Consider the following 20,753-nt stretch of genomic DNA (forward strand, 5'->3'; position numbering starts at 1 on the left):
TGCGGGAATAGCTCAGTTGGTAGAGCACGACCTTGCCAAGGTCGGGGTCGCGAGTTCGAGTCTCGTTTCCCGCTCCAAATTCAAAAAAACGCCGCTCATACGAGCGGCGTTTTTTTTATGCGCGTGAAAAGACCATTCAAGATGCATGGATCTTTAACCAGCGATTTTCGTTGTCTGAGGGGGCTTGCTGCGCTTTACCTTAATAATGAAGGTGAAGCGAAAGTACTTCATGCAAAACTTAAGGTAAAACGCTCAGGAAGATTAATAGTTCATTCCTAAAAAAAAGCACTTCTCCTAACCTTCCAGTACCCATTCTGGAGGTGCGCTTATGTTGATTTTTGTTAAATCGATGGTCATTGGGCTATGCATTGCAGCCCCTGTGGGGCCTATTGGGCTGTTGTGCATACAGCGAAGCCTCATGCTGGGTTGGAGAGCCGGTTTCGCAACGGGATTGGGGGCCGCCACTGCCGATTCGATCTACGGGTTCATCGGGGCCCTCGGGGTCACGGCCATCATCGCGACGCTGATCAGCTTCAAACCTTGGTTGTGTATTTTTGGTGGACTGTTCCTCGCCTACATTGGCTATCAGACAATACGATCGAAGGGGGGCGCGACCGCCATGGCAGGTGAGCGTGCCAACATGTTCAAAGCCTACTCGACCACGCTGTTCCTGACCCTGTCGAACCCCATGACCATCTTGTCGTTTATCGCGATATTTGCCGCGTTGAGCGATGGCATGGCCAGCGACCAGGGCGGCCAGCACGCCTTGCTGCCGATGGTGACCGGTATATTCCTGGGCTCGGCTGCCTGGTGGCTGGGCTTGAGCGGGTTCTCTTCCCTTTTCAAGGCACGGATTGCCGAATCGAAGCTAAGGCTGATCAACTATTTTTCGGGGGCGACCATCACCATTCTGGGGGCCTACCAGGTCGCCGCTGGGGTCATGCTGGCCACGGCAACCTGATGGAGAGCAATGCATGAAAAGAGCTCCTACTGCAGCCTGGACTCGACATACGCCCTGAAGCGGCTTATTGCCTGGGTGACGTCTGGGGCGGTGGCATTGCTGAATGAAAGCCTGACCTGATTAGCCGCCTCATTCGTCAGCGAAAATAAAGTGGTGGGGAATACGATCACCTTGAACTGTTGGGCGCATTCGCGCATTTCACAATACCCAAAGGCGAAAGGCAGTTGCAGATTGATGAAGAAGCCGCCCGCCGGCTGATTCCAGCTGATCGTTCTTCGGGCGCCGACCTTGACTGGGAATTCACGCTCCAGGCATTCAAGCATGTGGTCTCTTTTCTGCGTATAGGACAACACCCTGGGTTGGTTCAGCTCTTTCAGCGAGTAGTTGTTCTCGATCAGCAAGCCGGCGGCGACCGCTTGGCACAGGGCAGGGGTGTTGACGGTAATCAGGCTTTTGGCCTTGCACAATCGGGCGCTGAATGACATGACGCCGGCGCCCTCCGGCGCGACCACATAACCCATGCGCAAGCCCGGAAAAATCGATTTGGCAAAGGAACCCAGCAAGAACACTCGACTGCTGTCGATGGACTTCATGGACGCAATGGCATCGCCTTCGTACCTGAAGTAACGGTAGGCCGTGTCTTCAAGGACAAAAAAATTCTTTTCACTGGCCAAGGAAAGCATGGCTGTCCTGGCGTGATAGGAGAGGCTGTCGGCGGTCGGGTTGCTAAAGTCCGGAACGGCATACAGTGCTTTGATTTTTTCCCCCCTGGATTCAAGTTCTTCAATGATTCTGCGCAGGGCGATCGGGTTGAGAAAAGCCGCCATGGGGACGGGGACTATTTTTATGCCCAGCAGTTTTGCGATGCCCGTGATCCCGGAAAACACCGGGTCGGGCACTAATAAAATCCCGCCGCCTTCAAAAATGGACAGGAGCGTCAAGGTACAGGCTTCCTGAAACCCCAGGCACACCACGATGCTTTCAGGGTTGGAGACTGTTATCCCTTCATCCACCTGCAGATAGGTGGCGATTGTTTCATTGATGATTCCCGAGGTTTTTCCATATTGGCAAAGCAGCGTCGCCAGTGACTGCCCAGTACCGGCAACGTGACGTTTGTATTGGGCCAGGCCCCTGTCGATGAGCGACGGGTCGCACTGCTGGTCATCGGGTCGACCGGAGGCCAGTGAAATGGCCTCCGGGTTTTCCTGGGCGATGGAGTTCAGAAGGTGGATGACGTTCAGGAGGGGGTCTTCGAATATCGTGTTCTCGAATGCGCTGGACACTTTCGCTTCTCCATAAAAAAAGCAACGAGCCACTGAAGGCTCGTTGCTTGTGATGACACGCTAGGCAGGATCGAGTGAGCTTTGCTGATCGATCCTGCTTTCCATGGTTTCGAATGCCTGGAGCAGGTCCTCCTTGAGGTCTTCCAGATCCTCCAGGCCAAAGCACAATCGAACCAGGCCTTTCTCGATGCCCATGTCCGCTTTTTCCTGGTCCGTCATCGAGGCGTGGCTGCCACTGAAGGGCTGGGCGACCATCGAGGTCACGCAGGCCATTCCGGTGCCCGTGCCAAACCATTTGAGCGCGCGGGTGAACGTTTTGTAAAAGGGCACCAGATCGGGCCGAATATCAACGAACACAATGCCGCCATAACCGGTCAATTGCCGGCCATCGATGCGTGGGTAATAGACATGCTCGATAAACGGCAACTCGCGCAGATAGTTGAGCATGCTTGCTGTGGTCTGGCTGTGTTTTTCCATGCGCAGGTTGAACGTCTGCATGCTTCTGCGCAGTAACCAGGCGCTATTGGGCGTCAGTATCGTGCCTGAATAAAAGCGGCCCTCGAGGAGACGGTTGTAAATCGTCTCATTGTCGACCAGCACCAGGCCGCCCATGACATCACTGTGTCCAGAGAAGTATTTGGTGGCACTGTACAGGGAAATGTCGGCGCCAAAATTCAACGGCTTCTGAAATATCGGCGTGGCCCAGGTATTGTCAACGACCACCAGCGCCTGCGGGTTGTGTTGCTTGACGGCCCTGCTGACCGCCTGGATATCAATGTCTTTCAGGAAGGGATTGGTCGGTGTTTCGAAAATGACCATGTCGACATTCGCCGGCAAGGCCTTCAGGCCCTCTGCCGTGGTGAGATCCAGAATCGTCAGGTGTGCGCCGATACGTGCCGCATAGCGCTGGAACAATTTATAGGAGCAGCCATAGATGTATTTGTTGATGACCAGCGAAGCACCCGGTTTCAACAGTTCCAACACCATATAGATCGCGCTCATCCCGGTGCTGTAGGCCAGGGCATACTCACTGCCCTCCAGGGACGCGACGACCTGTTCCAATTCCGTCACGTTGGGATTGGCTTTCCTCGAGTAGAAGAAGGCCGAGTCGGCGTTGAAAGCGCTGCACTGATAAATAGGCGTTACCGAAGGATGGGCGTCCCGGTCATCCACCTTGATATGAAGTATTTCAGTAGACACTTTCATGCTTGGCTGACCAGTTTGATGACCTGTTCATACATGTTTTGCTTGCCCTCGTAACCCACGGTCGGGGTGATGTCATTTTGCGAAATACCAATTTCTTCAATCGACTCTGTCGGGAAGTGGGCCCTGTCGAACACTTCATGAAGGTTCGAATTCACGCCGTTGGGGAGCCAGACCTCCGGGCCTGTTTCATCGATGCGAGCCTTGGCAACGATGAATCGATAGCTTTCATGGGGGCGCAAGGTCAGTGATTTCCAATCGCTGTTGTGCCCGTCCGTATAGTTGCGTCGCAGGTAGACGGTCTGTTCGAAGTCTTCGGTATTCAGCACTTGGGCGTGCAGCGACACAATGTCTCCGTGCCACTCGAACTTTCGCTTCTCGTAGGCGCTCAACGCGTCCTCGCGCAACTCGACAGGGGCATTCGCCTGGTGTCCGCCCAGCAATTTGAAATGCGCATCATGTCCGCACTGAGAGCAGCATCCTTTGCTGTCCAACCCGATGATTTCGGCGTTCAAGCCATAACGGGTGACGAGCAGGGCGTTACAGTGGTTGCAACTGGTATTGGTCCCTTCGACGTCATTCACGTTACCCAGGTAGACGTGCTCAACGCCCATGCTCCGAGCAACGTCCCGAGCCTTCAGGAGCCTGTCCACAGGCGTACGGATGCTGTTGCTCATCTTGTAGTCGGGGTGAAACCGGACGAAGTGCAGCGGTACGTTCGGGCCCAGTTCATCCAGGACCCACTGGCTGATTTTCCTGGCCGTTTCCTCGTCGTCGCTGATGTCGGTCACCATCAAGGTGCTGACCTCGACATATTTGCCGGCGTCATAGACTTTCTTGATACCCGCCAGGACGGGCTCCACCCAGCCGGTGGTGACCTTGCGGTAGTATTCCGGGGAGATGGATTTCAGCGAAATCGAGAAAATATCGATGACCGGCAATAACTCATCAATGGCCTCTTCGCTGATGAAGAATGCCGATTTATAAAGGTTGATCAGGCCCGCTTCCTTGGCCAGCTTCGCTGTGTCGAGGATGAATTCGTGCCAGACAACGGGATCGTTATACGTCCAGGAAATGACGCGTATGCCGTGTTTGAGTGCGGTTTCCACCACCTGCTCGGGGGTGTAGTAGTAAACGTCCTTGTCGGTGACGTACTTGGCCTGCGATGTCTTCCAGTTATGACAGTAACCGCAGTTGAGCATGCAGCCGATATTACCCAGGGACAAGATTCTCTCCCCGGGGGCAAAGTGGAAAACGGCTTCGGTTTCAATTGTCTCCTCAGTGCTGTGGACGCCTTTACCGTAGTTCAATGTAACGAGCCTGCCGCCACGGTTTCCGCGCACTTTGCAAAAACCTAGCTTGCCTTCCTGGATCACACAGTTGCGCGGGGAAAGATGACACTTCACAGCGCCCCCGGGGAGTATTTCTTCCAGTTTTGCCGGGCTGCTTTCCAAGGTCCAGTTTTTATTTTTTGTAGTGTCCATCTTTCACTCCTCATCACGGAAGTTGTCATCATTGGCATCGGTTTAAAAAAATCGAGGCAAAACGATCCTGCCGCCCTGCAGGGCAGTCATAGTTGTAGATTTATTAGTAAGCGGATGAAGCGCTCATCAATCCATAGTTTTTAAGTGCAAAGCGCTTGGCATTCATGTTCATGAACGGTTGAATAAGTGGGCCGATCACCAGCAGAAATGCAATCGTGCCGATACCGAAGGGCCCGCCTAAAAGCCAACCGCTGGAAAAGATGCCGATTTCAATAATCATTTTGGCCTTGGTGAACGACCAGTTCCATTTGGATACCATGGTCAATACCACCAGGTCCATGATCCTGATGCCGATACCGCTCATGATGATCAAGGCGGAGGAGTAGGCACACAGCATCAGCCCCGAGGCCAATAGCGCGTACTCATTCATTCTGACGATCAAGTACTCTCCGAGCCCCAGCCACGACCAGAGATCGATCAGCAGCCCAGTCAACGTCGTTGTAATGAAGGGACTTATCGGTGGGTATTTTTTGTTCCAGAGCACCCACCATGTCAGGAAAAACAGCGATACGATCGCCGAGCAAACGCCCATGCCCAGCATGAGTATTTTATCGATCGAGATGATCAGGACATCTAAAGGATCAGTACCCAGTTGGCTGATGATGAAACACTTGGCACCCAACGAAAAGAAACCGACACCCATCAGGTACATCAGTAACTGATCTTTCTTGAAATGCCGGAGACTTAGGACTTGCGTGCCAATGTGTTGAATGAGCGGGTGAGGTTTTTTTTCACACTTTTTCTTTTCATCTTCCATGCGAACACCATCCCTGGAGAGAATATTTTATTATGAGTGCGTCACGCTAAAGAACAGGGCCGTTGATTGCCCGGATTCTTTTCAGGCTTTTCAGGCTGGAAATAGACTAGCGCCATGCTTTATTTTGGTGCATGCTTTTTTTAATGAAAAACGCGGGCTTTTCATTAAAATTTATACTTTTAACCGGGGAAAACGCACATGGATCGTATAGACGTCAAAATCCTGGGTAAGGTACAGGACTGTGGTCGGATTTCCATCACAGAGCTTTCCAAGCACGCGGGGCTTTCTATTCCTGCCACCAATGACAGGTTGCGCAAACTGGAAGACTCCGGGGTCATCAAAGGCTATTGCGCTCAGTTAGATCCAACCAAGCTGGGATATGGCATATCGGCGGTCGTCGGCATCACCACCCTCAAGCCGGCGAAAGCCAAATTGATAGCGACACTCACCGACATACCCGAAGTCGTCGAGTGCCTGCACATCACGGGGAATGACTCCTATCTGATCCGCATTTACGCCAGGTCCATGGCTGAGATCGAGGACATTATTGCGAAAATCAACGCGTACGGTGAGACGCGGACCAGCATTGTCCTGTCCATTCCTATCGAGAGAAGAAAACTCGCCCCGTGAGTCAGGGCGCCTGTCGGGCAGGGGCGGGGAGTCGATCGACGAGGTCGCTCCCCGGCCATGGGCGTCCGGTCTAGCCCTGGCACGGGTGGGGATGCTTATGGAAAGATGGCGATAACGGTACAAAACCTTTTACCCCTCGAGGCTGTGCACCAGGTTTTCAATCGCTTCCAGGGCGGCCTCATCCGCTGGCTCCGGTACCGGATGTGCGTTGCGCATCTGGTACGCGAGACGGTATTCACTGGGCGTGCAACTGGCGTATTGCTTGAAGGCGCGAGCGAAGTAGGAAGGGTCCTTGAAGCCGGCCTCGTAGCCGATGCTGGTGATGGGCATCTGGCTGTTATCGAGCAGCTCCTTGGCGAAGCTCATGCGTTTGTTCAGCACGTAGTCGGTGAAACCGAGGCCATTGGCTTCCTTGAACACCCGGCTGAAACGAAACGTCGTCATGCCGCAACGCTTGGCCAGGTCGCGCTGATCGATGCTGTCGCGAAAATGCTGGTCGATGTACAGCATGATGTGGCTGAGGGCCTGGTGCTTCTGGTGCCCGGAGGTCAGGCGAATGCTGTCCGGCAGGGTCGGGGAGTGGTCGATCTGCGAGGTTTTTGCTCGGCCATTGGCATTGCGGCGCAGCTCGCACAGTTGCACCACGGCCGTGAGGTAGCGCTTTCTCTCGGCGGCGGACAAGGGCAGCACCATGTATTCCCAGACGCTGGAGCGCATGGCCCACACCGCCAGCTCTTCGGAGTGCTGCACGGTGAACATGGTGATGGGCGTGCCAGGAGCGGTTCGCTTGATCTCCAACAGGCGTCGCAGGCCCGGCGTGTCCGGGCGATCGAAATGGATGCAGATCATGTCGACCTGTTCCGCGCTGGGCAGCATGGCGTTTTTTGCCAGTGTGCAGTCGCACGTGTCCTGGAACAGGGAGACGAGTTCCGGGGTGGACCGATCATGGGTCAGATCGACCCATAACAGCGTTGGCTTTGCAGTCGGATTGGACGCCATAGGACGACTACCCACAGGTGCTTGCTGCCCTTTAGCTAGCAGTATTGCCACTGTGCCATCATTTCGCCGAATAAATTTTTATAAAAGTCCGATCGTTTAGCGCCATCCGTCGTCATGGGATGCCCGTTCGCGTTGCCCAGGCTGGATTTCCCGCCCCGGCGCCTTTCCTGTCCGGCGCAAAAAAATCCTAGCGATGTGCAAAATCCTCCTAACGGCGATGACCACCTGCTGACTAGGGTTGCATCAGGCAGTTCGCAATGTACTGCCCTTGATAAAACAACCCGATGAGGTGTGCGAAATGACTCTTCAAACAATCAAGGCTTCGGTGCTGAAGTTCGCCAAAGATGAAGATGGCCTGACCATTGTGGAATACGCCGTGGCCGGTGGGTTGATCACCGTGTTGGTAGCCGCCGCGTTCGTGCTTCTGGGCGGTGCCGTGAACACCAAGATCCGTGCGCTGTGCCAGGCGGTCAACGGCAACGTTGCCTGCACATAAGCGATCACTTGCTTGGGGACACGGTAACTATCAAGGAAAACCGCTTGCGACTCTTTTGCAGTGAGTACAACGAATCAATCAAATGGACTTCGCGCTGTCCCCTCCCATCAAGTTGGTAACAGTACTTCTGACCCGCGTGAGGTTCATGAAATGACTCTCCAGACAATAAGCACTTCGATCAGCAAGTTCGCCCGAGATGAAGACGGCCTGACCATCGTTGAATACGCGGTGGCGGGTGGCTTGATCACGGTGTTGGTAGCGGCGGCCTTCGTCCTTCTGGGCGGCGCCGTGGACACCAAGATCCGGGCGCTGTGCCAGGTCGTCAATAGCAACGTCGCCTGCTAACGAAAATCACCCCAGGGAGACACATCATGTCCATGGAACTGCTGGTGTCGACGGTCCTGCTGCTGGGACTGCTGGGTGTGGCGGTGGTGAGCGATCTGCTTCGCCACCGCATCCCCAACACATTGGTCCTGTTGGGCCTTGCCCTGGGATTGGCCGGCCAGGTGTATACCGGCGGGATCGGTGGCCTGGGCGACAGCCTGTCGGGCATGCTGATCTGTTTCGCGCTGTTCCTGCCCATGTATGCCGTCGGGGGCATGGCCGCCGGCGACGTCAAGCTGATGACCATGGTCGGCAGCTTCCTGCCTTTTCATTACGCACTGTGGGCGGCGCTGTTCAGCCTGATCGCCGGCGGTGTGTGCGGTTTCCTGATCGTCCTGGCCCGCGGCCAACTGCTCCAGACCCTGGGACGCTACTGGTTGATTGTACGAGCCCAGGCCTATCTGGCGCCGACTGCGGATGAAGCGGCGGGCAAACCCTTTCCCTATTCGATTGCGATCCTGATCGGCACTTTGAACAGCGTTTACTGGCAACTGGTTGCCGGCGGCTGGGGAGTCTAGTCATGCACGTCATCAACGATAGCGATGCCTACCCCAGCGAACGGGAAGCGGTGCAACGCCTGGCACCCCAGCCATGCACCATTCGCGACACAGGCCTGACCGACAGTTTCCTGGGGGAGCTGGTGTGCAAGCATCTGCACGACGCCGGTGTGCTGGACATGTCGCGGCTGGTCGAGCGCCTGGCCCTGACCGGCGCGGTGTTGGAGGAAGTCCTGGCGTTCCTGCGCAAGGACGGTCGTGTCGAAGTGCTGGGCCAATTGGGGCAAACCAGTGGACAGACGCTGCGTTATGGCCTCACCGAGCGCGGCCGCAGTTCGGCCCGTGATGCCCTGGCCCGCAGTGGTTACATCGGCGCGGCACCGTTCCCGGTGAGCACGTATCGCTCGCTGATCAAGATCCAGACCATCCACCACGGCCGCATCACCGCCAAGGACATGGGCCAGGCCTTGGCCGGCCTGGTGCTGAGCCAAGGCATGCTCGACCAGTTGGGCGTCGCCCTGAATTCCGGGCGGGCGATCATGATCTACGGGCCGGCGGGCACGGGTAAGACCTATGTCAGCAGCCGATTGATCCGGCTGTTCGCCGAGGCCATCTGGGTGCCCCATGCCATCGTCATCAACGAGTCGGTGATCGAGATCTACGACCCGCAGGTGCACCAGCGCCTGGACGACAATGGCCAAGCGAATAACTTGATGCTCAATGAAGGCATCGACCGCCGGCTGCTGTGCTGCAAACGCCCGATCGTCATCACCGGCGGCGAGTTGAGCATGGAGCAGTTGGACGTGCGCTACGACCCGTTCACCCGGCAATACCAGGCGGCGCTGCAGCTCAAGGCCAGCAACGGCCTGTTCATCATCGATGACATGGGACGCCAGCGCATGGCCCCTGCGGAGTTGCTCAATCGCTGGATCGTGCCCATGGAGGAGAAGCGCGATTTCATCAATCTGGGCGGCGGTCGGCATTGCGAGCTGCCGTTCGATCTGGTGCTGGTGTTTTCCACCAACCTCAATCCCCTCGAACTGGCCGACGAGGCCTTCCTGCGGCGCATTGGCTACAAAGTGCAGTTCGGCTACCTCAAGCCCGAGGATTACGAACGCATCTGGCGCCAGGAGTGCGAGCGCCTGGGCATCCCGTATGACCCGCTGTTGGTGCGCCATGTCCTGCAGCGGTTGTATGCAAGCGAAGGCATGCCGCTGGTGCCTTGCCATCCCCGTGACCTGTTGAACATGGCGCTCGATCGCCAGCGTTACCTGGGCGGCTCCGGCCCCCTGTTGCCGCAAGAGCTGGAATGGGCCTGGCACAACTACTTCGTTCAGCTCGACTTCCTTTGATCTGGAGATACCGACATGAGCTCTCGTACGCTTCCGCTGATAGGCGTTTCCCTGGTAATGGGCCTTGGTGCCGCATGGATGGCTGACGCCTGGCTGAGCGCACGACTCAACGCGTCCCCCGATGATCATCTGCGAAGCGTGGTGGTCGCCACGGTGGAAATCCCCTTCGGGCAAATGGTCGAGGCCCAGCAAGTCACCACGGTGCGCATGCCCATGGACACGATCCCGGACGACGCTTTCGATGCCAGCGAACAGGCCGTGGGCAAGATTGCCACCTTCGACATCCTGCGTGGCGACATCGTGCGAGGCGCGCGTCTGAGTGAGCACTTGGGCGGCAGCACCCTGGCTTCGCTGATCGCGCCGGACAAACGCGCCATTTCGGTCCGTGTGGATGATGTGGTCGGCGTAGGTGGCTTTCTCTTGCCGGGCAACCGGGTCGATGTATTGGCGACCAAGACCACCAGCGCCGGCAGCAACAGCGCCACGTCCCGGACCATCCTGGAAAACCTGCGGGTGCTGGCGGTGGACCAGACGGCGGGCACCGACAAGACCCAGCCGGTGGTGGTGCGGGCCGTGACCCTGGAAATGTCGGCCACTGAAGCCGAAGCGCTGGTCACAGCGCAAACCGAAGGCAAGCTGCAATTGGCCTTGCGTAACCCATTGAACCTGGAGAAGAAGGCCGTGGCCGTTGTGCCGCCAGCCCCTGCGCCGGTCATGGCGATGGCCGCCCCGGTGCCAAAACCTGTGGTGCAGCGCATTGCCAAGCCGCAAGGCGGGGCGATCACGCTGATCCGCGGCGTTGAAAGCAGCGTGATCAATGTCCGCTGAATGACGCCTCCATGCCAGGCCCGTCCGGGCCGTGGCGATGCCGATCCCCAGACGTTGTAGATGAGGGCTCGATGATGAATGCCAATATCCGGCGCCAGGGAGGGGCGGTGAGTGTACTGATGGTGATCGCGCTGGTAGCGATTTCCATGATGGCGGCGTTGGCCCTGGATGGCGGGCACATGCTGCTGAACAAGACGCGCCTGCAAAATGCGGTGGATGCCGCGGCCTTGGGCGGCGCCAAGACCCTGAGCCAGGTGAGTGGCGGCATCAACATGGCCAGCAGCACCCGCGCGGCGGCCCTGGACACGCTGAACAGAAATGCCAACGCCTCAGGCAACACCGAGCTGGCCACCGCGGTCGCCGGCAACCCGGGCGCGTTTGCCGTGGTGGAACTGTCCAGCAGCGTCTACGGCCCGTTCTCCTACCCCGGGCCTAGCGATGCCAAATACGTGCGGGTGTCGGTGTCCAGTTATCAATTGAACGGGTTTTTCTGGAGTTTCGTGCAAACGATGGGCAGCGCCGGCTTGGGCAACAAGCGCGTGGCGGCGATTGCGACGGCAGGTCCCAGCCCCACCTCGCCTTGTGACCTGGCGCCGTTGATGGTGTGTGGCGATCCCACTCAATACAACCCTGGCGCCGGCAACTTCTGGGGATACCAATTTGGCGACCTGGAGGTCTTGAAAACGGCGGCGGGAAACACATCGCCCATTGGGCCGGGCAATTTCCAACTGCTGGATTTCGGCTCGGGCGGCAGTGCGGTCCGGGAGGACCTGGCCGGCGGTGGCTCGGTTTGCCGCAGTGTCGGGAGCAACGTCCAGACGGCACCGGGCAATAAAGCCGGCCCTACTTCCCAAGGCTTGAACACGCGCTTCGGTATCTACAATGGTCCGGTCAGTTCTTCGGACTACCCACCGGACCTGGTCACGGCGTCGAGCACCCCGGCGATGACTTACAACGATGCGCTCTCCCAGGCGCAATACAAAGGCAAAGCCGTCACTTCGAGCAACGGCGATCTGTCGGCGGGCGGCGAGGCGATACAGGACTACAACGACTGGCGGGCCAAGGTCGCCGCCTGTGTGGCGGGGGGCGCCAGCGGCTGCCAAAGCAACGGGGTTTTCGAGCGCCGGATGCTGAAGATCGTGATTGGCAATTGCACCGGCAAGCAGGGCGGTTCCACCTCGATTCCGGTCCTGGGGTTCGGCTGCTATTTCGTTGTGCAGCCGGTGGATGGCGGGGGCTCGGACTCGCTGGTCTTCGGCCAGTTCGTCAAGGAGTGCGAGGGCGATAACGTACCCGGCCCCACGCCGTCCAGCGATGCCGGCCCGCAGATCATCCAACTCTACAAAACCTATCTCAACGGCAGCGGCACTCCGAGCACCGACTCGTAGGAGGCGTCATGGGACTTTCTCAGTTCAAACCCGCGCAAGCCCAACAAGGCGTGGCGCTGGTGGAGTTCACCCTGGTGCTGCCGTTGTTGCTGTTGTTGCTGCTGGCCTTCGGCGAGTTCGGCCGCATGCTCTACCAGTACAACGTGCTGTTGCAGGCCAGCCGCGATGCCGACCGCTTCGTCGCCAGCCAGGCCTGGAACTCCACCCTTGGCACCGTTGCCTTGGGCAGCACGCTCCTGACCCAGACGAAAAACGTCGCGGTGTATGGCGTGCCCAGCGCGACGGGAACCGCCGCGGTGTCAGGCTTGACCACGGCGAATGTGCAGGTCGCCGCCGACGGCAGCGATCATGTGCGCGTCACCATTACCTACACCTTCTGCCCGGTGATTGGCGCGGGCAACTGCACGGGTTCGATCCCCGGTTTTTTCGGCAATGCCATTCCACTGGGCATCCAGTTGGTGGCGACCACTGTCATGAGGGCGCTGTGATGAATCACAAGCACATGCGCGGCACTTACATCGTGGAGTTTTCCTTCGTGGGCTTGCTGGTGTTCATCCTGCTGTTCGGCGTGGTGGAAATGGGCCGGCTGTACTTCACGGTCAATGCGCTGGATGAAGCGGCGCGCCGTGGCGCGCGGCTGGCGGCGGTGTGCAATGTCAGCGATCCGGTGGTCTTGCGCCGGGCCATCTTCAACGCCGCGACGGACGCCGGCACCAGCCAACTGATCGGCAACCTGGCGACCTCGAACCTGGCGCTGACCTACCTGGATGTCAACGGTGCCGTGGTAGCGAACCCCACCGACACGTCCGGTGCCACCGGCTTTCGAGCCATTCGCTATGTCCGGCTGAGCGTGCAGAACTTTGTTTTCAACCTGTTCATTCCCGGCTTGGGCGTGCCCATTACCTTGCCCACGTTCAGGGCAACCTTGCCACGCGAAAGCCTTGGGCGTCATTCCGATTCCGGGGAGATCACACCATGCTGAACACCAGGGAAAATCCGCTTTCGACCACCACTGGCAGAGCCGGGCTGCGGATACTGATCAGCAGTCGCGATGCTACGTCCCTGCGCGACCTGCAATGCGTCTGCCAGCGCATGCCTGGCCTTGAGGTGAGCACGCGCCTGGTCAGCAACGGCCATGTCGATCCGCTCTACGGCCTGGACCGCATGCCCGACCTGCTGCTGTTGCGCGTCAGCCATCTGTGGCGCGAAGAACTGTCGGCGTTGCTGCAACGGCCCGCCCATGAACGTCCGCCGATGCTGGTGTGCGGTCCCTTGGGCGAGCAGGAGGGCATGCGCCTGGCGATGCAGGCCGGTGCCCGGGATGTGCTGCCCGAACCCGTCGCCGATACGGAGTTGGTGGCGGCGCTGAATCGCCTGGTGGCGGAAGTCCGTCTCGGCAACGGCAACGAAGGGAAGCTGGTCGCGGTGATCAGTGCCAAGGGCGGCTCGGGCGGAACCCTGGTGGCGTGCAACCTGGCCCAGCAGCTCAGCGCCCGGGCAGGCAATACGCTGTTGCTGGACATGGACCTGCAATTTGGCAGCGTGACCCATTACCTGGACGTGGCCCAGTCCCACAGCCATCTGGAAGTGCTGCAGCAGATCGATGAGATGGACAGTGTCGCGCTGCGGGGTTTTTGCAGCCACTTCAGCCCGACCCTGCACGTCCTGGGAGGCCGGGCCGGTGAGTTGTGCCTGCCCCAGGATGCCCAACCCGAACAGCTCGACGCCCTGCTGCAACTGGCCCGCGCCAGTTATGACTGGGTGGTGGTGGACCTGCCGCGGCAGATCGATCACCTCACCGGTTCGGTACTGGAACAGGTGGACCGGGTGTACGTGGTGGTGCAACAGAGCGTCAGCCACCTGCGCGATGCCAGCGCCCTGGTGCGGATCCTTCGCGAAGACCTGGGCGTGCGCGGGGAGCAGTTGCAGATCGTGATCAACCGCTATGACAAAAACGCCGCCGTCAGCCTCAAGGACATCGGCGAGGCCCTGCGCTGCGTGAACCTGTCGAAATTGCCCAATGACTTCAACCTGGTCAGCCAGAGTCAGAACACTGGCGTGCCGTTGGGGCTGCATGCGCCGAAGGCGGCCATCACCGTTGCCTTGCGCGATTTGACCGAAGACCTGGTCGGTCACCAGATGGCCACGGACAAGGGCCTGCTTAAACGTGCCTTCAACCGTTTTTTCGGGGGATGACCCATGATCAGCGACTTTCGTAACCGCTTGCGCAAACAGCCCGCCAAACCTGGCGCCACCGCAGGCGCACAGCCCGGCGACGGCTTGCCGGACCCGACGGATGCCTTGATGGCCTGGGAGCAGGCCATCCCCGACGTGCTGTATGAAACCCGCAGCCAGGTCACCCCGGTGGAGGCCGAATGGCGGGAAAAGATCTACCAGCAACTGCTCAAGGTCATGGACCTGTCGTTGCTCGATGCCCTCGAACAAGTCGAGGCCACGCGGCAGATCCGCGATATCTGCCAGCGCCTGCTCGAGGAACATTCGGCGCCAGTGAGTACTGTCAGCCGGCAGCTGATCATCAAGCAGATCACCGACGAAGTGCTCGGCCTCGGGCCGCTGGAACCGCTGTTGGCCGACCATAGCGTGTCCGACATCCTGGTCAACGGGTTTGCCTCGGTCTATGTCGAGCGCTTCGGCAAGCTGCAACGCACCGACGTGCGGTTTCGCGACGACCAGCATTTACTGAATATCATCGACCGCATCGTGTCCAGCCTGGGGCGCCGTATCGACGAGTCTTCGCCGTTGGTGGACGCCCGGCTCAAGGACGGTTCGCGGGTCAACGCGATCATCCCACCCCTGGCCATCGACGGTCCGAGCATGTCGATCCGGCGCTTCGCCGTGGACCTGCTCAACACCGACAGCCTGATCCAGGTCGGCACCATGACCCCGGCCATTGCCTTGCTGCTCAAGGCTATTGTGCGCGGGCGCCTGAACGTGCTGATCTCCGGCGGGACCGGCAGCGGCAAGACCACCATGCTCAACGTGCTTTCCAGTTTCATCCCCCACAACGAGCGCATCGTCACCATCGAGGATTCGGCCGAGCTGCAACTGCAACAGCCCCACGTGGTACGCCTGGAAACCCGGCCGTCGAACATCGAGGGGCGTGGCGAGGTGAGCCAGCGGGAGTTGGTGCGAAACAGCCTGCGCATGCGCCCGGACCGGATTGTCATCGGTGAGGTGCGTGGTGCCGAGGCGATGGACATGCTCACGGCGATGAACACCGGCCACGACGGTTCGCTGACCACCATTCACGCCAACACCGCACGGGATGCGCTGGGGCGAATCGAGAACATGGTGTCGATGACCGGGGCGACATTTCCGATCAAGGCCATGCGTCAACAAATTGCCTCGGCCATCGATGTGGTGATCCAACTGGAGCGTCAAGAAGACGGCAAGCGACGCGTGGTGAGCATGCAGGAGATCAACGGGATGGAAGGGGAGGTCATTACCATGACCGAAATTTTCTCCTTCGTGCGCCAGGGCATCGGCGAACACGGCGAGGTGCTGGGGGAATATCGGCCCAGCGGCATGATCCCGGCCTTCCGCGATGTGCTGGCCAAGCGCGGCATCGAGTTGCCGCTGACCTTGTTTCGCCCTGAGTGGATGGAGGGCCGCACGTCATGAACAAGATCCCCAGCGAGTTCATCCTGATTTTCCTTGGCATGGTGTTCATCGCCGTGTTCCTGCTGTCCCAGGGCGTGGTGGTGCCGGTGTTCGGCGAAGCCGGCAAGATGCGCAAGCGTATTCGCGGGCGCCTGCACGTGCTGGAGAAGGCCAACCACTTGCCCAACATGCAAACCGTGTTGCGGCAAAAATACCTGACGCGCCTGTCACCCCTGGAAGCCCGCCTGGAACAACTGCCATTCATGGCCAACCTGACGCAACTGATCGAGCAGGCCGGCCATGAATACCGGGCTTATCGGGTCATGCTGCTCGGTCTGGTCCTGGGGGCGGCGGCCGGAGCCTTGGTGCTGATGGTCTCGCCGGTCTGGTGGATGGCGCTGCTGGCGGCGTTTGCACTGACCTGGGCGCCGGTGTTGAAAATCCTGCGTGACCGCAACAAGCGCTTCGCCGCGTTCGAGGAAGGTTTGCCGGATGCGCTGGACGCCATGTGCCGGGCCTTGCGCGCCGGGCACCCATTCAATGAAACCCTGCGTCTGGTCGCCGAGGAGCACAAGGGGCCGGTCGCCCAGGAATTCGGCATGACGTTTTCCGACATCAACTATGGCAACGACGTGCGCCGGGCCATGCTCGGGCTGCTGGAGCGCATGCCGAGCATGACGGTGATGATGCTGGTGACTTCGATCCTCATCCACCGCGAGACCGGCGGCAACCTGACCGAAGTGCTGGAGCGCCTGAGTCGGCTGATTCGCGGGCGTTTCCGGTTCCAGCGCAAGATCAAGACGTTGTCGGCGGAGGGGCGCATGTCGGCGTGGGTGCTGGTGGCGATCCCGTTCGTGCTGGCGATCGCCATCGTGCTCACCAGCCCCAGCTACATGCCCGTGCTGATCAATGACCCCATAGGGCACAAGCTGATCATCGGCGCGTTCTGCGCCATGTTGATCGGGATTTTCTGGATAAGAAAGATCATCCGGATCCAGGTTTAAGCGCTGTTGCGCCGAGAGGTTTCAGTCATGGACTTTTTGCTCGGATTGTTGAGTCGGTTGACCGGTAACGAAGAACTGGCACGGCTGTTGTTCATCGCTGCGGTTGGTCTCAGCACGGTGCTGGCGGTCGTCGCGCTCCTGCTATTGATGCTGGGCCTGCAGGATCCGGTGCAGCGGCGTCTGGCGCTGATCAAGCGCGGTTACGCTGGCAGCACGGTGGGGCAGGAGGCGCCCAGTAACCTGCAACTGCTGTTGGAGCGGGTCGGCCAGCGCTTTGCTTCCACCGACCAGGCCCACACGTCCGCCACCCAGACCTTGCTGACCCACGCCGGTTATCGGTCTGCCTCGGCGGTGCAGATGTATTGGGCCGTGCGCTTGATGTTGCCGTTGTCGATGGTCGGCGTAGCGTTGTTGCTGCTGCCGATGATCAAGGTTTCAGTGGCCATCGGCCTGCTGGCGGTGACCCTGGTGGCGGGCATCGGCTGGTTGCTGCCGGCGATCTACGTCGGCAAACGCAAGCAGGCGCGTCAAGGCCGGTTGCGCGCGGCGTTCCCGGATGCACTGGACCTGATGGTGGTCTGTGTCGAGTCGGGCCTGGCCCTGCCCACGACGATTGAACGGGTGGCTGAAGAGATGTCGGTCAGCCAGGTTGAGCTGGCCGAGGAACTGGCGTTGGTCAATGCGCAGATCCGGGCGGGCATCACCAGTACCGAGGCGCTCAAGCAACTGGCCGTGCGCACCGGCCTGGAGGATATCCAGGGCCTGGTCAGCTTGCTGGCGCAAAGTATCCGTTTCGGCACCAGCGTGGCCGATACCCTGCGGATCTACGCCGATGAGTTTCGCGACCGGCGTACCCAGGCGGCGGAAGAAATGGGCGCCAAGATCGGCACCAAGCTGATCTTCCCACTGATCTTCTGCCTGTGGCCGAGCTTCTTCCTGGTCGCCATCGGCCCGGCCATGATCGGCGTATTCAGGGCCTTCGGGAATATGTAGGCCACCCGTGCCCTGCCGCAAGTCCACTGTGGGAGCGAGCCTGCTCGCGATAGTGGTTTGACAGTCAACGACGGTGTTGAATGTCGGTCCGCCATCGCGAGCAAGCTCGCTCCCACAAATGATCCTGGGGGGGCATGAGTCTTGTGTTCAGCACAGTCCACATAGTGGGTGTCCATGAGTCTTGTGTTCACCACCGGTCCATTGTGGGAGCGAGCTTGCTCGCGATAGCGGTGGGTCAGTCCATGAAGGTGTTGGCTGTCAGCCCGCTATCGCGAGCAAGCTCGCTCCCACAGGTTTACTCCTGTGTTCTGCCGACCGTTCAAACCTAAAGACCACAGCCTCCGGGAGTGCCTGCATTCGATCCGATGCAGGCACTCCCGGAGACTGTGGTCTTTCGTTTGCCGCGTGTTTCATTTGCTGCTGGTGATCTCCCCACCCGAGTCCTGGTCAAAGAACTCCGGGATCGGATAGTTGAAGCTGTTGAGCCAACGCTGCATGGCCATCTCGCGTTCGGCGGCCGAGGCGGTTTGCAGGTTGGTGGAGGCCACCACGCCGCGAATCTGCAGTTGCATCCAGCTCTCGGTGCCTTGCTGTGCGGCCGAGGAGGGGCCTGGCTCAATGGCCCAGGCGGCGGTGGACAGGCTCACCATGCATACGATCATCAATTGTTTGGTCATCATTTCTTGAACTCCTCGTAACGCTCTACTTGACCGCGCCGGTTGAAGCATCGACGACCTCGGTCAGGCGGTTGGCGGGTGACGTCGCTGCCTGAGTGGCCGAACCCCTGATTTTTTCCGCACGGGCTTGGGCATCTGCCACTTGCTGGGGGCTGAGCTTGGCCATGTTCGCGAGCTCGGCGGCCTGCTTCCAGTTGTCCTGGTAAATCAGCAGGGTCACCATGTTGAACGCGGCCAGGGTGTCGGACTGCTGGAGCTCCATGGCGGTCATGAACTCGAAGCGGGCTTCTGAAATGCGCCGTTGATTGAGGTAGACAACCCCCAGGTCATTGCGGATCTTGCCTTCGGTCGGGGCCATTTTCGCGGCGTGTTCGAGGTATTGCGTCGCGGCCGCATTGTCATTCTTGGCTGCCGCCAGCTGACCCAGGCCATGTTCACCGTCAGCGGCCAGGCATGTCCCCAGCAGGCTTTTGTACAACGGTTCGGCCTCGTTGCGGCCCATCAGGCGCAGGACCCGAGCCTTGCGCAGGCGGACCTGGACCAGGTCCTCGGGCAAGCGTTCGAGGTTCGCCAGGCTGGCGTATAAACGGCCCTCGTTGGCCATGTCTTCGGCCATGTTCAAGGCCAGTTCCTGGTCGGCTCCGGGCCTGGCGCAATCGGCCGTGCGTGAAGCCACCACGCCGCTGCTGGCACAACCGGCAAGCATCAAGGTCGCCGCTAATGCGATCACTGTTTTCATGGGATACCCCTTGGCGAACCGTTGGCCGTCACATGCGTTGCACATCAGGCGCCGGTTCATTGGGAAAGCCCGCTGCGGTTGTCGAACTCGCCATGTTCGAAGAAGTACATGTGGGAGAAATTCGGGTCGTAATTGCGCAGTTGCTCACCCGGCAAGGTCGGCAGTTGCGCGTCGGCCGCCAACGGTTGGACCAGGTGCGGCGTGACGATCATCAGCAGCTCGCGCTCTTCGCGGTTGATGGAGTTGTCACGAAAGAACGCGCCGAGAATCGGCACGTCGCCCAGCCCTGGAAACTTGTTCACCTGGGAGCTGTTACGGGTGCTGATCAGGCCACTGATGACGAAACTTTCGCCATCGGCCAGGGCGATGCTGGTATCGGTACGGCGCACGGTGAGGGCTGGCACCAATGTCCCGGCGATGTTCACCGCGTTGGTGAAATCCAGCTCACTGACTTCCGGTGCCACTTTCAAGGCGATGCGATTCTTGCCGATGACGGTGGGGGTCAGGGTCAGGCGAATACCGAATTCCTTGTACTCGATGGACACATTGTCGCTGCCGGCACTGGGTACTGGGATCGGCACTTCGCCGCCAGCCAGGAAACTCGCGCTCTGCCCGCTGAGGGCCACCAGGCTCGGCCGCGCCAGGGTATAGGCAAAGCCGCTGCCTTCCAGGGCGTTGATCATCAACAGGGTCTTACCGGTGGCGAAAGACAGGTTGAACATGTCGTTATTGACCGGCAATGAAGGCCGGACAACACCGCCGATGGTGGGCAAGGTCCTCGGCGAGCCGAACAGGAAATTGCCACGGCTGCCGAAAATCGACGTCGAGGCTTCCTTGAGCTTGGTCCGGCTGACTTCAACGAAACGGATGTCGGTCTGTACCTGAGCGAGCAGCATCGGGTCTTCGGAAGGTATGCTCGCGGCGCTCGTCAGCGCCTCAGTGGCGCGGCCTTTGACAAAGACCATGCTCTGGCGCGGTATTTTCGAACAGTCGGTCCAGACCATCAGGCTGGTGGCGCCGGGCGCCAGGCCCGTGAGAATGAAGGCATCGCTGCCACTGGGTTGCACATCGGCAATTTTCGGGTCGCCGACAGCCAATTTCGTCACGGGGGCGAGGATACGCAGTTCGCTCTGGAGCCCTTGGCCGACCTCGAAGGTCGCTGGCAAATTGTCCAGTTGCGAACAATTTGCCGCTGCGGCCTGAGCCGCGTCCAGGCCAAGGCCCATCCAGAACAGACCATGGATGAAATGTTTTAAAACGGGGGCGGTGCGCTGGGTCATGAAGTGATCCTCAATAAGAGGCCATCCCTAGGCTTACCATTGCCTCGGATCACTTAAGAGGCCCGGGCTACCCCTTTCCAACTCGCCAGACCTTTCATGAATGCCGGCTTCAGGCCT

General features: G+C 59.3%; 22 protein-coding genes and 1 tRNA gene. 15 read left to right on the forward strand and 8 right to left on the reverse strand.

All coding sequences use genetic code 11. The features are described from left to right. Position 1 precedes the first annotated feature (1 nt). Together BLQ55_RS18520 and BLQ55_RS18525 are read left to right on the forward strand one after the other, a co-directional pair. A tRNA-Gly gene (locus tag BLQ55_RS18520) sits at positions 2 to 77 on the forward strand. A gap of 251 nt (positions 78 to 328) precedes the next feature. Next, on the forward strand, positions 329 to 961 hold the full coding sequence (locus BLQ55_RS18525; RefSeq protein ID WP_092201845.1) for a LysE family translocator: 633 nt from the start codon (positions 329 to 331) through the stop codon (positions 959 to 961). A gap of 26 nt (positions 962 to 987) precedes the next feature. On the opposite strand, the gene BLQ55_RS18530 is transcribed toward BLQ55_RS18525, so the two are convergent. From BLQ55_RS18530 to BLQ55_RS18545, 4 genes are all read right to left on the reverse strand, one after another. Next, positions 988 to 2,244 carry an aminotransferase-like domain-containing protein gene (locus BLQ55_RS18530; RefSeq protein WP_092255751.1) on the reverse strand — a complete coding sequence of 419 codons (1,257 nt, stop codon included), beginning with the start codon at positions 2,242 to 2,244 and terminating at the stop codon, positions 988 to 990. 60 nt (positions 2,245 to 2,304) lie between these two features. Continuing rightward, positions 2,305 to 3,450, reverse strand: coding sequence for a trans-sulfuration enzyme family protein (locus tag BLQ55_RS18535; protein WP_092255754.1), 1,146 nt, complete (start codon positions 3,448 to 3,450; stop codon positions 2,305 to 2,307). Further along, positions 3,447 to 4,931 (reverse strand): AmmeMemoRadiSam system radical SAM enzyme, encoded by a 1,485-nt coding sequence (gene amrS / locus BLQ55_RS18540; protein WP_092255757.1) that lies wholly within the window; start codon positions 4,929 to 4,931, stop codon positions 3,447 to 3,449. Before amrS ends, BLQ55_RS18535 begins: the two co-directional genes overlap by 4 nt. A gap of 103 nt (positions 4,932 to 5,034) precedes the next feature. After that, positions 5,035 to 5,748, reverse strand: a complete 714-nt coding sequence (locus BLQ55_RS18545; protein ID WP_092255759.1) for a YczE/YyaS/YitT family protein — start codon at positions 5,746 to 5,748, stop codon at positions 5,035 to 5,037. Between the two features lie 198 nt (positions 5,749 to 5,946). Here BLQ55_RS18545 and BLQ55_RS18550 point away from each other — a divergent pair, with 198 nt between their 5' ends. Further along, the gene (locus tag BLQ55_RS18550) at positions 5,947 to 6,378 is read left to right on the forward strand and encodes an Lrp/AsnC family transcriptional regulator (protein ID WP_060741195.1); all 432 of its coding nucleotides are present in this window, start codon (positions 5,947 to 5,949) and stop codon (positions 6,376 to 6,378) included. Positions 6,379 to 6,507: 129 nt separating this feature from the next. On the opposite strand, the gene BLQ55_RS18555 is transcribed toward BLQ55_RS18550, so the two are convergent. Beyond that, a complete protein-coding gene (locus tag BLQ55_RS18555; RefSeq protein WP_092255761.1) occupies positions 6,508 to 7,377 on the reverse strand; it encodes a response regulator transcription factor in 870 nt (289 codons plus the stop codon). A gap of 298 nt (positions 7,378 to 7,675) precedes the next feature. Here BLQ55_RS18555 and BLQ55_RS18560 point away from each other — a divergent pair, with 298 nt between their 5' ends. From BLQ55_RS18560 to BLQ55_RS18615, 12 genes are all read left to right on the forward strand, one after another. Further along, on the forward strand, positions 7,676 to 7,873 hold the full coding sequence (locus tag BLQ55_RS18560; RefSeq protein WP_092255763.1) for a Flp family type IVb pilin: 198 nt from the start codon (positions 7,676 to 7,678) through the stop codon (positions 7,871 to 7,873). 150 nt (positions 7,874 to 8,023) lie between these two features. Continuing rightward, positions 8,024 to 8,218, forward strand: a complete 195-nt coding sequence (locus BLQ55_RS18565; RefSeq protein WP_092201853.1) for a Flp family type IVb pilin — start codon at positions 8,024 to 8,026, stop codon at positions 8,216 to 8,218. 26 nt (positions 8,219 to 8,244) lie between these two features. Further along, on the forward strand, positions 8,245 to 8,775 hold the full coding sequence (locus tag BLQ55_RS18570) for an A24 family peptidase (protein ID WP_092201855.1): 531 nt from the start codon (positions 8,245 to 8,247) through the stop codon (positions 8,773 to 8,775). A gap of 2 nt (positions 8,776 to 8,777) precedes the next feature. Further along, complete coding sequence (locus tag BLQ55_RS18575; RefSeq protein ID WP_092201857.1) at positions 8,778 to 10,106, forward strand: P-loop NTPase family protein; 1,329 nt, start codon at positions 8,778 to 8,780, stop codon at positions 10,104 to 10,106. Between the two features lie 15 nt (positions 10,107 to 10,121). Continuing rightward, positions 10,122 to 10,934 (forward strand): Flp pilus assembly protein CpaB, encoded by an 813-nt coding sequence (gene cpaB, locus BLQ55_RS18580; RefSeq protein WP_092255765.1) that lies wholly within the window; start codon positions 10,122 to 10,124, stop codon positions 10,932 to 10,934. 71 nt (positions 10,935 to 11,005) lie between these two features. Beyond that, entirely contained in the window at positions 11,006 to 12,322 is a 1,317-nt protein-coding gene (locus BLQ55_RS18585; protein ID WP_092255768.1) for a TadE/TadG family type IV pilus assembly protein, read from the forward strand. Positions 12,323 to 12,330: 8 nt separating this feature from the next. Beyond that, positions 12,331 to 12,810 carry a TadE/TadG family type IV pilus assembly protein gene (locus BLQ55_RS18590; RefSeq protein WP_092201862.1) on the forward strand — a complete coding sequence of 160 codons (480 nt, stop codon included), beginning with the start codon at positions 12,331 to 12,333 and terminating at the stop codon, positions 12,808 to 12,810. After that, on the forward strand, positions 12,810 to 13,304 hold the full coding sequence (locus BLQ55_RS18595) for a TadE family protein (protein ID WP_092201864.1): 495 nt from the start codon (positions 12,810 to 12,812) through the stop codon (positions 13,302 to 13,304). Before BLQ55_RS18590 ends, BLQ55_RS18595 begins: the two co-directional genes overlap by 1 nt. Next, positions 13,298 to 14,518, forward strand: coding sequence for an AAA family ATPase (locus BLQ55_RS18600; protein ID WP_092255771.1), 1,221 nt, complete (start codon positions 13,298 to 13,300; stop codon positions 14,516 to 14,518). Before BLQ55_RS18595 ends, BLQ55_RS18600 begins: the two co-directional genes overlap by 7 nt. A 3-nt stretch (positions 14,519 to 14,521) precedes the next feature. Continuing rightward, positions 14,522 to 15,964 carry a TadA family conjugal transfer-associated ATPase gene (locus BLQ55_RS18605; protein ID WP_092201868.1) on the forward strand — a complete coding sequence of 481 codons (1,443 nt, stop codon included), beginning with the start codon at positions 14,522 to 14,524 and terminating at the stop codon, positions 15,962 to 15,964. After that, positions 15,961 to 16,947 carry a type II secretion system F family protein gene (locus tag BLQ55_RS18610; RefSeq protein ID WP_092201870.1) on the forward strand — a complete coding sequence of 329 codons (987 nt, stop codon included), beginning with the start codon at positions 15,961 to 15,963 and terminating at the stop codon, positions 16,945 to 16,947. Before BLQ55_RS18605 ends, BLQ55_RS18610 begins: the two co-directional genes overlap by 4 nt. Positions 16,948 to 16,974: 27 nt before the next feature. After that, positions 16,975 to 17,940, forward strand: a complete 966-nt coding sequence (locus tag BLQ55_RS18615; RefSeq protein ID WP_092201872.1) for a type II secretion system F family protein — start codon at positions 16,975 to 16,977, stop codon at positions 17,938 to 17,940. Between the two features lie 410 nt (positions 17,941 to 18,350). On the opposite strand, the gene BLQ55_RS18620 is transcribed toward BLQ55_RS18615, so the two are convergent. The 3 genes from BLQ55_RS18620 to BLQ55_RS18630 are packed head-to-tail and all read right to left on the reverse strand — an operon-like array spanning position 18,351 to position 20,636. Continuing rightward, positions 18,351 to 18,620 carry a DUF3613 domain-containing protein gene (locus BLQ55_RS18620; RefSeq protein WP_060741209.1) on the reverse strand — a complete coding sequence of 90 codons (270 nt, stop codon included), beginning with the start codon at positions 18,618 to 18,620 and terminating at the stop codon, positions 18,351 to 18,353. A 22-nt stretch (positions 18,621 to 18,642) separates the two neighbouring features. Then, positions 18,643 to 19,356 (reverse strand): tetratricopeptide repeat protein, encoded by a 714-nt coding sequence (locus BLQ55_RS18625; RefSeq protein WP_092201957.1) that lies wholly within the window; start codon positions 19,354 to 19,356, stop codon positions 18,643 to 18,645. 56 nt (positions 19,357 to 19,412) lie between these two features. Beyond that, a complete protein-coding gene (locus BLQ55_RS18630; protein WP_092201874.1) occupies positions 19,413 to 20,636 on the reverse strand; it encodes a type II and III secretion system protein family protein in 1,224 nt (407 codons plus the stop codon). Positions 20,637 to 20,753 lie beyond the last annotated feature (117 nt).

Origin of the sequence: Pseudomonas sp. NFACC13-1 (genome assembly GCF_900104425.1) — a bacterium.
Taxonomy (GTDB): domain Bacteria; phylum Pseudomonadota; class Gammaproteobacteria; order Pseudomonadales; family Pseudomonadaceae; genus Aquipseudomonas; species Aquipseudomonas fluorescens_AA.

Bases quoted from the DNA above. Each gene is read 5' to 3' on its own strand.
- BLQ55_RS18600 (WP_092255771.1), top strand. From the start codon at position 13,298: ATGCTGAACACCAGGGAAAATCCGCTTTCGACCACCACTGGCAGAGCC.
- BLQ55_RS18555 (WP_092255761.1), bottom strand. From the start codon at position 7,377: ATGGCGTCCAATCCGACTGCAAAGCCAACGCTGTTATGGGTCGATCTG.
- BLQ55_RS18535 (WP_092255754.1), bottom strand. From the start codon at position 3,450: ATGAAAGTGTCTACTGAAATACTTCATATCAAGGTGGATGACCGGGAC.
- amrS (WP_092255757.1), bottom strand. From the start codon at position 4,931: ATGGACACTACAAAAAATAAAAACTGGACCTTGGAAAGCAGCCCGGCA.
- BLQ55_RS18545 (WP_092255759.1), bottom strand. From the start codon at position 5,748: ATGGAAGATGAAAAGAAAAAGTGTGAAAAAAAACCTCACCCGCTCATT.
- cpaB (WP_092255765.1), top strand. From the start codon at position 10,122: ATGAGCTCTCGTACGCTTCCGCTGATAGGCGTTTCCCTGGTAATGGGC.
- BLQ55_RS18590 (WP_092201862.1), top strand. From the start codon at position 12,331: ATGGGACTTTCTCAGTTCAAACCCGCGCAAGCCCAACAAGGCGTGGCG.
- BLQ55_RS18595 (WP_092201864.1), top strand. From the start codon at position 12,810: ATGAATCACAAGCACATGCGCGGCACTTACATCGTGGAGTTTTCCTTC.
- BLQ55_RS18610 (WP_092201870.1), top strand. From the start codon at position 15,961: ATGAACAAGATCCCCAGCGAGTTCATCCTGATTTTCCTTGGCATGGTG.
- BLQ55_RS18615 (WP_092201872.1), top strand. From the start codon at position 16,975: ATGGACTTTTTGCTCGGATTGTTGAGTCGGTTGACCGGTAACGAAGAA.
- BLQ55_RS18575 (WP_092201857.1), top strand. From the start codon at position 8,778: ATGCACGTCATCAACGATAGCGATGCCTACCCCAGCGAACGGGAAGCG.
- BLQ55_RS18560 (WP_092255763.1), top strand. From the start codon at position 7,676: ATGACTCTTCAAACAATCAAGGCTTCGGTGCTGAAGTTCGCCAAAGAT.
- BLQ55_RS18605 (WP_092201868.1), top strand. From the start codon at position 14,522: ATGATCAGCGACTTTCGTAACCGCTTGCGCAAACAGCCCGCCAAACCT.
- BLQ55_RS18525 (WP_092201845.1), top strand. From the start codon at position 329: ATGTTGATTTTTGTTAAATCGATGGTCATTGGGCTATGCATTGCAGCC.
- BLQ55_RS18625 (WP_092201957.1), bottom strand. From the start codon at position 19,356: ATGAAAACAGTGATCGCATTAGCGGCGACCTTGATGCTTGCCGGTTGT.
- BLQ55_RS18550 (WP_060741195.1), top strand. From the start codon at position 5,947: ATGGATCGTATAGACGTCAAAATCCTGGGTAAGGTACAGGACTGTGGT.
- BLQ55_RS18630 (WP_092201874.1), bottom strand. From the start codon at position 20,636: ATGACCCAGCGCACCGCCCCCGTTTTAAAACATTTCATCCATGGTCTG.
- BLQ55_RS18585 (WP_092255768.1), top strand. From the start codon at position 11,006: ATGATGAATGCCAATATCCGGCGCCAGGGAGGGGCGGTGAGTGTACTG.
- BLQ55_RS18565 (WP_092201853.1), top strand. From the start codon at position 8,024: ATGACTCTCCAGACAATAAGCACTTCGATCAGCAAGTTCGCCCGAGAT.
- BLQ55_RS18620 (WP_060741209.1), bottom strand. From the start codon at position 18,620: ATGATGACCAAACAATTGATGATCGTATGCATGGTGAGCCTGTCCACC.
- BLQ55_RS18570 (WP_092201855.1), top strand. From the start codon at position 8,245: ATGTCCATGGAACTGCTGGTGTCGACGGTCCTGCTGCTGGGACTGCTG.